This is a genomic window from Chryseosolibacter indicum (assembly GCF_018598585.1).
Taxonomy (GTDB): Bacteria; Bacteroidota; Bacteroidia; order Cytophagales; family Cyclobacteriaceae; genus Chryseosolibacter; species Chryseosolibacter indicus.
Window position 1 is genome coordinate 1 of sequence record NZ_JAHESD010000097.1, and the last position, 12121, is coordinate 12121.

Sequence of the window (12121 nt, forward strand, 5' to 3'; positions counted from 1 at the left end):
TCATTATCTCGTATGCCTCAATGAAGTTTGAAAAAGCTAAAGTTTTCAAACCGACAATTGTTTTCCCAACTCCGGATAATAAGCTACCTTGACAAAATTAATAAACTCATCATTTAATTTGTGTCTCGTCTTAAAGGTGTTTTTCAATATGTCCTGATTCTGGGCATCACGGCTTTTTTAATATGGTTTTCACTTAGGAATTTAACCTTAAGTGGCGGTGAAGGCACCTTTTCAGAAAAATGGGAGTACCTGGTTCAGACGTGGAATAACGCCGAAAAGAACTGGCTATTCGCCATGGCTGCGCTGGCTGTAGTCAGCTTTATTATTCGATCAGAAAGATGGAGGATGCTAATTCAACCTTCCGGCCATAAGCCCTCTTTAGCCAGTAGCTTTCTTTCTCTTATGGTGGGTTATCTTGTAAACCTGGTTATTCCAAGAGGGGGTGAAATTTCTCGCTGCTACAATCTTTATAAACTTTCAAATACTCCAGTCGAAGTATCATTTGGAACAGTTGTAATTGAAAGAATCGTAGACCTTATATGTTTAGTAGCTCTTCTCTTTATTGCATTTATCCTCGAGTCAGAAAAGCTTCTTGGGTTTGTAGAGTCGTTACCTATCGGCACGGGCAATACAAGGCAGAGTGTTCTTTTATACCTGTGTCTTTTTATCATCTTTTTTACCGCGTTATTCTTTTGGCTCTTCAAAACGAATAAAAAGGTAAAAGCTTTTGTTGTTAAAACGTGGTCAGGATTTAAAACAGGCCTTCTATCTATCTTCAAACTCGAAAGAAAAGGACTTTTCATTCTGTACTCGCTATCCATATGGGTTCTCTATTTTTTGATGAGTTACACGGTGATCATGGCGTTTCCTCAAACCAGTCATTTGGGCATTAGCGGAGTATTGAGTCTATTCGCCATCGGTACAATTGCGATGGCCGCACCACTTCCCGGTGGAACAGGATCTTATCATGTTCTGGTGCCACAAGGTTTAGTCTTTCTCTATGGAGTTCCTTCTGCTGATGCCGTTGCCTTCACCTTCATCTTTCACGGATGGCAAACTGCAATTATGATTGTAGGAGGAGCCATATCACTAATTGTTACTTCCTTTGTTATTAGAAATAAGACATCCTTATTAAAAAATAATTAGAAAAGCTCAACGACTTTATTTGGAGGAACGTAAACCCAATATGCACTGTTCTTAAAATGTCGTTTTGACAGAGTAAAGATTTGGTGCAGAGTTTGATTATCATCATCTTAACAAAAAAATTAGAAACAACTTTATTTAAATAACTATGGGAGTTTTAGTAATTGGTATTTTCTTCATGATTATAGGCTGGCTTGTGAGCTCGCGCCTTAAGAGTAAGTTCCGTGAGTACTCACAAACGCATCTAACTAAAGACTTATCAGGAGCCGAGATTGCACGTCTTATGTTAGCAGATAATGGTATTCATGATGTTCAGGTAGTAAGTGTTGAAGGCGAGCTCTCTGATCACTACAACCCTGCTAATAAAACTGTAAACCTCAGCCAGGAAGTTTATCACGGTAGAAACGCTGCAGCTGCAGCTGTAGCTGCCCACGAATGCGGTCACGCAGTACAACATGCTCGTGCATACAGTATGCTTGAGTTCCGCTCTGCCATGGTTCCTATTCAGAACATCAGTGCGCAAGTAATCAATTTCATTTTTATGATCATGATGTTTGGTTCCTTTTTCGCACAAGGAATACTACCCTGGTCAACAGCATTGCTTATCATTATTGCTTGTTACGGCGTGTTCACCCTGTTTGCGTTTGTAACGCTACCCGTTGAATTCGACGCAAGTAAGAGAGCATTAGCATGGATTGAAGCCCGTGGAATTGTTACCAGACAAGAGCATGACATGGCAAAAGATGCCTTAAAGTGGGCTGCAATGACGTATGTAGTAGCTGCAATTGGTGCGCTTACTACCCTTTTATACTATGTAATGATGTTTCTGGGCAGCAGAGACGAATAAAAAATAGTATGCATGCAGCGCAATCGTTTTAAAAAGATTACTTTTGAAGCCTGAGGACCACTCAGGCTTTTTTATTTGAAATCTATTTTCAAGGGCATATGCATTTTCAACTTTCTGAAGAACAATTAGCTGTACAACAAGCAGCAAGAGATTTTGCGCAAACAGAGCTTTTACCTGGCGTAATTGAAAGAGATACGCACCAGAAGTTTCCGGCAGAGCAGATCAGGAAAATGGGTGAATTGGGTTTTATGGGAATGATGGTGGATCCAAAGTACAATGGGGGAGGAATGGATACCATTTCCTACGTTCTCGCTATGGAAGAGATATCAAAAATAGATGCCTCTGCTTCTGTATGTATGTCTGTCAATAACTCACTTGTCTGCTGGGGCTTGGAAAAGTATGGCAGTGAAGAACAGAAAGAAAAATACCTGAAAAGGTTAGCCACTGGTGAAGTCGTGGGTGCATTTTGCCTATCAGAACCGGAGGCTGGATCTGACGCTACAAGTCAGCGGACAACCGCTGAGGATAAAGGCGACTACTACCTTTTAAATGGTACTAAAAACTGGATCACTAACGGAAACAGCGCCAGTGTATATATTGTAATAGCACAAACAGATCCCGAAAAAAAGCACAAAGGCATCAATGCACTAATTGTTGAGAAGGGCATGCCAGGCTTTGTAGTAGGGAAAAAGGAAGACAAGATGGGAATCCGAGGATCTGATACCCATTCCCTCATGTTTACAGATGTAAAAGTACCTAAAGCAAATAGGATAGGTGCAGATGGTTTTGGCTTTAGTTTCGCCATGACAACTTTAAACGGGGGGAGAATTGGAATTGCAGCCCAGGCATTAGGCATTGCTGCAGGTGCCTATGAGCTTGCGGTGAAGTATGCAAAAGAAAGAAAAGCTTTTGGAAAGCACTTAAGTGAACACCAGGCCATACAATTTAAACTTGCCGATATGGCGACGCAGATAGACGCTGCAAGACTACTCATTCACAAAGCTGCCTTTTTTAAGGATCAGGGAAGAGACTTTGTTCAAGCTGCGGCCATGGCTAAGCTTTTTGCTTCACAAGTCGCACAAGATGTAACTACCGAAGCGGTGCAAATACATGGAGGGTATGGTTACGTGAAAGAGTACCATGTAGAGCGGTTAATGCGTGACGCTAAGATTACGCAGATTTATGAAGGCACAACTGAAATTCAGAAAATGGTAATATCAAGAGAGCTTTTAAAATAAGCTCTCTTGCTCTAAGCCTTGTTCCATTCGTATATCCTTTCCGATACTTCAGTTAATAGGTCAGGATCTTTTTCTAAAGCATTACCTATAACAATCATATCAGCCCCGGCTTCTAACGCAGCTATTGCTTTTTGAGCCGTGTTAATTCCTCCCCCAACAATGAGTGGTGCGTTAATTGTTTTTCGCACCGAAGCGATCATTTTCGCACTGATCTCCTTTTCAGCGCCACTGCCTGCGTCAAGATAAATTAACTTCAGCCCCAGCATAACTCCGGCTAATGCAGTACTCGCGGCAAGCGAATACTTATCGTCAGGAATAGGCATCGTGTTACTGATATAAGCAACGGATGTTATCTTACCGGAATTAATAAGAATATATCCTGTAGGGATTACTTCAAGTGAGGTGTTCCGAAGAATAGGTGCTGCCATTACATGCTGCCCTATTAAGAGCTCAGGGTTTCTTCCAGAAATCAATGAAAGAAAAAGCAGTGCATCTGCGCTCGGCTCTATTTGCATTGTATTGCCGGGGAACAATACAACAGGGATACTAACATTTGCCTTGATCTGACTTACAACTTCTGACAGGTTTGTAGTGGTAACAAGACTTCCACCTACAAAGAAGAAATCTATACAGTTCTCATTTGCCAGATTAATTAAATGCAGAAGTTTATTGGAGTCATCTACCTTGTCAGGATCGACCAACACAGCAATTGATTTCTTCCCGTTAGTAAACCGCGAATGCAATGTTTCAAAAACCTTCATCTGCTTATTTTCTAAGACATGTTACCCGTTTCTGCAAAAAAATGAAGAAACGCATATGATAATCTATTTATCTTCTTTTTGCCCTGCCTGCGGTTGCATATATTCAGAAAGCTTCTCTTTCGCAAAGTTTAAAAGAAGTACAGTAGCTTGGCTGGCAAGCGCCGTTCCAATTTGTGAAATAACGCTAGGCTGTTCTGGCGCTGAGGGTGTAACTACTACTTGCTCATCTGCATTATCTTCTTTTATTAACTTAATCTTCCTGACCTTTTTCTTCTTACCCTTTGAACTGCCCGATAGGGTACTGATGACAAAGTATGTTGCCGCAAGCGCCCCACCAATTATTATTGCATTTGTAATAATCTTTTCTGTTCGTTCACTTATCAGTTTTACATCTTCTTCAAGTTGCTCACGGTGTTCCATCGATTTTCTTAGTAAGTGGCTCTTTAATGCGTCATCTGAATCAAGCAATTCCATAGTTATTTCTTCTTTTTAAAATTACTCAAGATTTTGTTTTCAATTTGTTTGCTGGTAGTCGCACTTCTCCTTAAAAGGATAATACCTATAATCAGATAAAATCCCGCCACTATACCGTATCCCCCTAATGCTCCTAGTTTTTCTGAAAGAACGATGGCCGCGCCCAGGCTTATAAGTAAAATCACCAGCGAAAAAATAAAAGCGATAATCAGGTAGTTTATAACCTTACCCAATCCCTCTGCCAACTCTTCCTTTACTTCTACCTTAATAAGTTCAACCTTGGTTTCTACGTAACCAGTTATATTATTTATCAACGCGTCAACTTTAAAAAACTTAGAAAGTGAATCTCTTAACATACGCTTTATCCTAACGTCTTATAAATATAAGATTTACAAATCAGGTTTTATGAGATAACAGGGTTAATGTCTTTCAAATCTGGTAACTTCTTCCGTAAAAATCACAGAATCACGGTTATCCGACAACTGGCGTTTAACAATAATTTTATCCTCTGCTGCCACATAAACTCTATTTTTCAACGAATCTTGCCCTGCTTCCATATAATGCAGGTTACAGACAAAAACCGAGTCAAACGAAAAACCTGCGATCTCAAGTTTGGGCAATACCTCCTCTATACACGCCCGATATTTTCCTTTAGTATCTTCTCCATCCCAACAAAAACCAGGTTTATTCAGTAGAAAAATCTGGTCACCAACAAAAAGAGATTTATTCTTTACATATACAGGGAAGATCATTGAAGGCTCTTCATTGGTGTGCTTTTGTTCTCCTTCAAATTTCATCCATTCTCCGGAATTATTTCTTGTATTCGTTCTTGCTATAATCCTAAAGTAGTTTACATCATCACCTTCTATATGCTTATAAGTGATGTGCATCGTCTTTAAACTTTCCTGATTAAAATAAATCAGAGAAAAAGGAATAAAGAAAAAGGTAAGAAGAATAAATACGAAGCCTGCCAACCTGTACTTCAATGTTAACCGGCCCAGACTATTTGCCAGCTCAATTGGCAATTTCCTCAAAACCGGAATGGGAAAGAAGATGAGCATACCAATGAAGTTGAACAGAAAGTGTGCAATGGCAATACTAATTGCGCCTGAAGCATTTGAATTTAATGTTACCGCTATAAAAGCTGTAATTGTCGTTCCAATGTTGGCACCCATAATAAAAGGTGCAGCTTGTTTAAGACTGGTAATCTTCTTTGCTACAATGGGTACAACAACGGAAGTAGTAATGGTGCTGGATCTTATTGCTGCAGTGGTCAACAACCCCCAGGTGAAAGACTTCAATTGATTTTTAAAAAAGAAACGGCTGAATGCTTCCGGCGTTTTAGCTTCCAGAAGGTCAGATATAAGTTTTCTGAAAACCAGAATCGAAACAAAGAGCAGTGTAAATGAAAGGATGATCAATATAAATCCATTTGAAATGGTATTCACCAGAAAATCTATCAACGGGCTAAAGCCCGACCAGAAGTGAAATACCTGATTCTTTAACGGAGCCGAAGTATGGGTAGAGAAATAACCGCCAATGTGGGTAGATAACGACGAGAGAAATTCATAATAATATTCCAGCGGAAACAAAATAACCACAGTGAGCAGGTTAAAGAAACAGTGATAAGTTCCTGCTGCCACGGCACGCCGAAATTCCTTTTTTCTTGAAATAAAGCCCAACGAAACAATGGTGCTGGTTATAGTAGTGCCCACATTAGCCCCCATAATTATAGGCACAGCACTTTGCAACGTTAATGAACCCGATGCAACAAGGGCTACAACCATAGCCGTAGTAGTAGAACTACTTTGGATCATTGCTGTTATCAACAGTCCAATAAAAAGACCAGTAAATGGATTTTGCGTAGCCTGAATAATCGTTTGAACAACATCTCGCCCAAGATGCTGAAGCGATGAAACCATCATATCGAGGGCGAATAGAAAAAGCAGCAACGCACCCAGAATAGATAGTATAACTTTGATTGTTTCCCAAAGTTTATGTTTCGCCGGATCTATTGCAGGTGTAGTCTCCAAATTGATTCTTATACTGTTGCTAAAATACAATAAACCATGTAATGACTTATTGTATCGTTGATGGTGAAATCGTTAAATTTTATACGACCTTCTTCAGGAGAGACTTAATTCTTGGATTGCCATCCAAGCCATTAACCCAGGCCCAATCTTAAGGGCATCTTCATCTATATCAAAAGTGGGAGTATGCACATAAGAAGTTATTCCCTTAGCCTCATTTCTGGTACCTAGCCTGTAAAACGATGCCGGTATCACTTGTGAATAATAGGAGAAATCCTCAGCTCCTAGCGTAATGTCAAGGTCAACTACGTTTTCGCTTCCTACATACACCTCAGCTGCCCTTCTTATTCTCCTGGTAAGTTCCGGGTTATTCTCCAGGTAAGGATAGCCTTTAGAGATCTCTACTTCACATTTTCCTCCCATACCTTCGGCAATGCTCTCTGCCATTTTTTTGATCTTAGTCAAAGCAGATGCACGCCATTCCTCGTTCATGGCCCGGAATGTTCCTGCAATGTTAACTTCATTTGGAATTATATTCGTAGCGCCCTCACCCATGATCTTACCGAACGTGAGCACAGTAGGTTGTTTAGGGCTTGCATTGCGACTAATAATTTGTTGAAGCGCAATAATAATATGGGAAGCTATTACTATAGGATCAACAGCGAGGTCTGGTGCTGCACCATGGCCACCCTTGCCGATAACTTTCAGATATAACTCGTCACAACTGGCCATATACATGCCCTCGCGAAATCCGATTTTACCCACGGGGAGTAATGGAAAAACGTGCTGCCCGACAATGCCAACAGGTTCTGGATTTTTTAAAGCACCATCGCGGATCATGTAAGAAGCTCCGCCTGGATTTTTTTCTTCCCCGGGCTGAAAGATTAATCTTACGGTTCCTTCAAACTGGTCCTTAACTTCATTTAATATTCGTGCTGTGCCCAGCAGTGAAGATGTGTGTACATCGTGTCCGCAAGCATGCATCACCCCTTCATTTTTTGATTTATAAGGCACATTGTTCGCTTCATAGATGGGCAGCGCATCCATGTCCGCACGTAATGCAAAAGTTTTCTTCTCCGGATTCTTGCCCTTTATCTCTGCTACAACTCCTGTAGTGGCAATACCCTCTACAGGCGTTAATCCAAACGAACGAAGTTCCTCTGCTACATATTTTGCTGTGTTAAACTCCTGGTAAGAAAGCTCAGGATTAGCATGTAAGTGTCTTCTTTGTTTTATTACATCATTACTAAAACGCTCAGATAATGATTTAATTCTATTTAAAAGATCCATTAAGAAATAATTGAATACCAAAATTAACAAAGTTTAGATACTCTTTCAGCGACTTTACCAACAGCCTCTCGTATTATTTATCAACGTTCATTACAGAAACAAGAATTTTCTTTTTTGAAAATAAAATAGGGGTAGCCCTACAATGAGTTGTCATGACTTTAAACAACACATTTATGTTATGAGAACATTGTATACCCTTTCTTTCCTGGTGATGTTTTTTATGTCTGCTATGGTGTCAGCACAAGAGACAGATAACCACGAAATCAGCACCCTCTTCAGCAGTAGTAAGCCTAGGAGTTTAGGCGGTTATGGCGCAATTACCAATAAGTTTACAACCATTAATGACGACTTTGCTAATATGGTAGAACTTTATGGCGGCTTTTACATTAATCACCGTTTTCTAATCGGGGCAGCGATTGCTGCAACTACCAATAACATCCCGGTTCCGATAGAACACAATGTTCATCCTGACAAAGTAAGGATGAGTTATGAATATGGGCAAGGTGGTTTAATGACGGAATATGTCATTGCGTCTCACCGTACGGTACACGTGGCATTCCAAATGTTTGCAGGTGCAGGTTTTACATTACAATATGAAAGATACCGTAGAGATTATGACTACTGGGATGATGTCTCTTATGATGATTACGAGCACGACGACGATTGGTTCTTTGTAGCTGAGCCCGGTGTGAAGGTCGAAATAAATGTCTTAAAATGGATGCGCTTTAGTCCAGGTGTTTCTTATCGCATTACCCGGGGTAGTAACGGAAAAGGGTTAAGTGATGATAAGCTTAGTGGCGGTGCTGTCAACCTTACGCTTAAGTTTGGAAAGTTCTAAAAAAAAGACTGCCTCTAAAATCTAAATATGTACCGTCATCGCATCCAATATAAAACCGGAAGGACGATGACTGTACCTATCTGAAGATCGCCTCATTTGCAAAGACTTTTGAGACCGCTTCTTTTATTTGATTTCGATGCGCTCAGGCAATACGATGGCATTTGGAAAAAACCGCTTAATAGCAATAAAGTCCTTTTGTGCCTCAATGCGATCGTAATATTTTCCTGCACGTACCCTGAAGTTAGGCTGTACATATTGTACTTCAGAATTAAGACCTGGTAAAGATGCTGATAGCTGTTTCTTTACATTCAATGCTTCTTCACGTTTTATGCCAGAATATACCTGAATTGTAAAGCCATCTACAAAACCATTAGCCTTGTTCTTGCTACTGATGGTGTCAAGTACAGCATCTAAGGTAGAGTTAACAGTATACCTTGGTTCAACGTATTTAGCAGGTTTATTACTTCCTTCTGCAGATGCCGTTGTGGTTTTAACGGTATCTGTGTTTTGGATTTTTGGCCGCAACACAGACAAATCTTCTGAGTACTTGCTTTTCTCTGGTACAGATTTTCCGCTATCAGCGGTTGGTGTAACTTTGGAAGAACATGCTGCTATAACCAAACAACTAATTAACAAACAGAATCTACTCACGTTCATATTAATCAATAATTATACAACGGTTAGTGCGTATATCCTCTTCAACTTTTTTGAACTTCACATCTCGTAATACCCTTCCATCAGTATACTGTACATTTACCTTATCATTGCGATTGGCAACTTTTTCTGACTTCAATGGCATTACCTTCTCCTGAGGAGGCCTGTTAGGTTGAGGTTGTTGAGATGACTGACCGTCACCACCAGAGCCGCCACTTAACAGCGAACGTGATTCTTCTTTTTTCTCGCTCAGTTTTGCTTTTGAACGTTGTACTCTTGCCTCCTGCAATTGATCAGGTTGTTGTACAGGAATGTCAGCCTTCATCAGGAATGAAATTGTATCTTCATTCACCTTCGCTATAAATCTTTTGAAAAGCTCAAATCCTTCGAACTTGTAGATCAACAGCGGATCTTTTTGTTCGTACACAGCATTTTGAACCGATTGCTTCAGGTCATCCATCTCACGAAGGTGCTCTTTCCATTGCTGATCTATGATAGCAAGGGTAATCATCTTCTCCATGGCTTTAATCAGCTCAGCGTTGTTAGTCTCAACACATTTTGCAAGGTTAGCAGCAACGCCTATTTGCTTCGATCCGTCAGAGAAAGGCACCAGAATATTTTCTATTGTGGCCCCTCTTGTTTTATATATATCCAGAATTACAGGAAGCGCTTTATCTGCAACCATTCTGTTCTTCTGGTGATAATGATTTAATGCTTTCTGGTACAGATCATCAGTAAGTTTCTGCTGATCCATTTTTTCAAAGCTCTCTTTGGAAATTTCGTAATCCAATCCCAGCGTACTCAACGCGTTCAGACGAAGGCTTTCATAATCAACAGCGTTCTTGGCATTGATTACCATGTCTTCACAGGTATCATACAGCATCGTTAAGATGTCAAGCTCAAGACGTTCACCAAACAATGCGTTCTTTCTACGCTTGTAAATTACTTCGCGCTGCGAGTTCATTACGTTATCATACTCAAGCAAACGCTTACGTATGCCGAAGTTGTTCTCTTCAACCTTTTTCTGGGCGCGCTCTATTGAGCTTGTTACCATCGAATGTTGAATCTCTTCTCCTTCTTTCAAGCCAAGCCTGTCCATGATACGGGCAATACGCTCTGGCATGAAGAGGCGCATGAGGTTATCTTCCAGAGAAACATAGAATTGAGACGTACCAGGATCGCCCTGGCGACCTGAACGGCCGCGTAACTGTCTGTCTACACGTCTTGATTCGTGGCGCTCTGTACCGATAATAGCAAGACCGCCTGCCGCGCGTGACTCAGGCGTAAGCTTGATATCTGTACCACGACCTGCCATGTTCGTGGCAATGGTCACTGTTCCTGGTTTACCTGCCTCAGCAACAATTTCAGCTTCACGCTGGTGATGCTTGGCGTTCAACACCTGGTGCTTGATCTTTCTGATCTGAAGCATACGGCTCACCACCTCTGATATTTCAACGGATGTAGTACCTACAAGAACCGGTCTGCCTTCCTGCGTAAGTTTTACAACCTGGTCAATTACGGCGTTAAATTTCTCACGCATGGTCTTATATACCAGGTCATCGTAATCTTTTCTGACAGCAGGCTTATTGGTTGGAATGACAACAACGTCAAGTTTATAGATATCCCACAACTCGCCTGCCTCTGTTTCTGCAGTACCAGTCATACCGGCAAGCTTGTGATACATTCTAAAGTAGTTCTGTAAAGTAATTGTAGCATAGGTCTGGGTAGCATCTTCAACCTTTACATTCTCTTTCGCTTCTATTGCCTGGTGTAATCCGTCAGAATATCTTCTTCCGTCAAGCACACGGCCTGTCTGCTCATCTACAATCTTTACCTTTCCTTCTACAATTATGTATTCAGTGTCTTTCTCAAAAAGCGTATAAGCTTTCAATAATTGGTTAACGCTGTGAATACGCTGCGATTTAACCTGATACTCGCGAATAACGTCTTCTTTTTTCTGGAAGCGATGTGCATCATCCAATGAAGAATCGTTTTCAATTTTATTGATTTCTGTGGCAATCTCCGGAAGAATGAAGAATCTCGGATCTTCACCTTCACCTGTAATCAGATCTATACCTTTCTCGGTAAGCTCAACACTATTATCCTTTTCATCAATAACGAAATACAACGGCTTATCAGCCTCTGGCATATTTCGCTTATTATCCTGCAGGTAGTAGTTTTCTGTTTTCTGAAGAATTGCCTTATTCCCGGTTTCACTCAAAAACTTGATCAGCGGTTTGTGCTTCGGCATTGCACGGTGCGCACGGAACAGATTTAAACCACCTTCTTTTTCATCACCTTCAGCAATAAGTTTACGCGCTGCATTAAGATATTCATTAACCAATTTCTTCTGCGCTTCAACCAGTTTGAATATCCGTGGCTTCAAATCATAATACTCATGTTGATCACCTTTTGGTACAGGGCCTGAAATGATCAATGGCGTTCTTGCTTCATCAATTAATACTGAATCCACTTCATCCACCATTGCATAGTGATGTGCACGTTGTACTAATTCTTCAGGATCACGCGCCATGTTATCACGCAGGTAATCGAAGCCAAATTCATTGTTAGTACCATAGGTAATGTCGGCACGGTATGCATTTCTGCGTGCTACCGAATTGGGCTCATGGCGGTCAATACAATCTACTGTTAAACCGTGGAATTGGTAAATTGGCCCCATCCATTCGCTATCACGTGTTGCCAGGTAGTTGTTAACTGTAACGATGTGAACACCTCTTTTGGCAAGCGCATTTAAAAATGCGGGGAGGGTTGCCACAAGGGTCTTACCTTCACCTGTCGCCATCTCTGCTACTTTGCCTTCGTGTAAAACAATACCACCTATAATC

General features: G+C 40.8%; 11 protein-coding genes. 4 read left to right on the forward strand and 7 right to left on the reverse strand.

Features of this window, described 5'->3' with window-relative positions; all coding sequences use genetic code 11:
- Window positions 1–120: 120 nt before the first annotated feature.
- From KK060_RS23495 to KK060_RS23505, 3 genes are all read left to right on the forward strand, one after another.
- A complete protein-coding gene (locus KK060_RS23495; RefSeq protein ID WP_254157484.1) occupies window positions 121–1146 on the forward strand; it encodes a lysylphosphatidylglycerol synthase transmembrane domain-containing protein in 1026 nt (341 codons plus the stop codon).
- Between the two features lie 145 nt (window positions 1147–1291).
- Window positions 1292–1990: a zinc metallopeptidase gene (locus tag KK060_RS23500; RefSeq protein ID WP_254157486.1), complete on the forward strand. Its 699-nt coding sequence runs from the start codon at window positions 1292–1294 to the stop codon at window positions 1988–1990.
- A 98-nt stretch (window positions 1991–2088) separates the two neighbouring features.
- Window positions 2089–3228, forward strand: a complete 1140-nt coding sequence (locus tag KK060_RS23505; protein WP_254157488.1) for an acyl-CoA dehydrogenase — start codon at window positions 2089–2091, stop codon at window positions 3226–3228.
- Between the two features lie 11 nt (window positions 3229–3239).
- On the opposite strand, the gene KK060_RS23510 is transcribed toward KK060_RS23505, so the two are convergent.
- The 5 genes from KK060_RS23510 to KK060_RS23530 all read right to left on the reverse strand — a co-directional run bounded on the left by KK060_RS23510 (window position 3240) and on the right by KK060_RS23530 (window position 7783).
- Complete coding sequence (locus KK060_RS23510) at window positions 3240–3989, reverse strand: phosphoglycerol geranylgeranyltransferase (RefSeq protein ID WP_254157490.1); 750 nt, start codon at window positions 3987–3989, stop codon at window positions 3240–3242.
- A 63-nt stretch (window positions 3990–4052) separates the two neighbouring features.
- On the reverse strand, window positions 4053–4463 hold the full coding sequence (locus tag KK060_RS23515) for a hypothetical protein (RefSeq protein ID WP_254157492.1): 411 nt from the start codon (window positions 4461–4463) through the stop codon (window positions 4053–4055).
- Window positions 4464–4465: 2 nt separating this feature from the next.
- Window positions 4466–4819, reverse strand: a complete 354-nt coding sequence (locus KK060_RS23520) for a phage holin family protein (RefSeq protein ID WP_254157494.1) — start codon at window positions 4817–4819, stop codon at window positions 4466–4468.
- 63 nt (window positions 4820–4882) lie between these two features.
- Window positions 4883–6496: a Na/Pi symporter gene (locus KK060_RS23525; RefSeq protein WP_254157496.1), complete on the reverse strand. Its 1614-nt coding sequence runs from the start codon at window positions 6494–6496 to the stop codon at window positions 4883–4885.
- A gap of 93 nt (window positions 6497–6589) precedes the next feature.
- Entirely contained in the window at window positions 6590–7783 is a 1194-nt protein-coding gene (locus KK060_RS23530; protein WP_254157498.1) for a M20 metallopeptidase family protein, read from the reverse strand.
- Window positions 7784–7961: 178 nt separating this feature from the next.
- Between KK060_RS23530 and KK060_RS23535 the strand changes: the two genes are divergently transcribed.
- On the forward strand, window positions 7962–8621 hold the full coding sequence (locus KK060_RS23535; RefSeq protein ID WP_254157500.1) for a hypothetical protein: 660 nt from the start codon (window positions 7962–7964) through the stop codon (window positions 8619–8621).
- Between the two features lie 123 nt (window positions 8622–8744).
- Here the strand turns inward: KK060_RS23535 and KK060_RS23540 are convergent, their stop codons facing one another.
- Both KK060_RS23540 and secA read right to left on the reverse strand, forming a co-directional pair.
- On the reverse strand, window positions 8745–9242 hold the full coding sequence (locus KK060_RS23540) for an SPOR domain-containing protein (protein ID WP_254157502.1): 498 nt from the start codon (window positions 9240–9242) through the stop codon (window positions 8745–8747).
- 37 nt (window positions 9243–9279) lie between these two features.
- Window positions 9280–12121: preprotein translocase subunit SecA (secA, locus tag KK060_RS23545; RefSeq protein WP_254157504.1), on the reverse strand; the 2842-nt coding region annotated here is incomplete at its 5' end.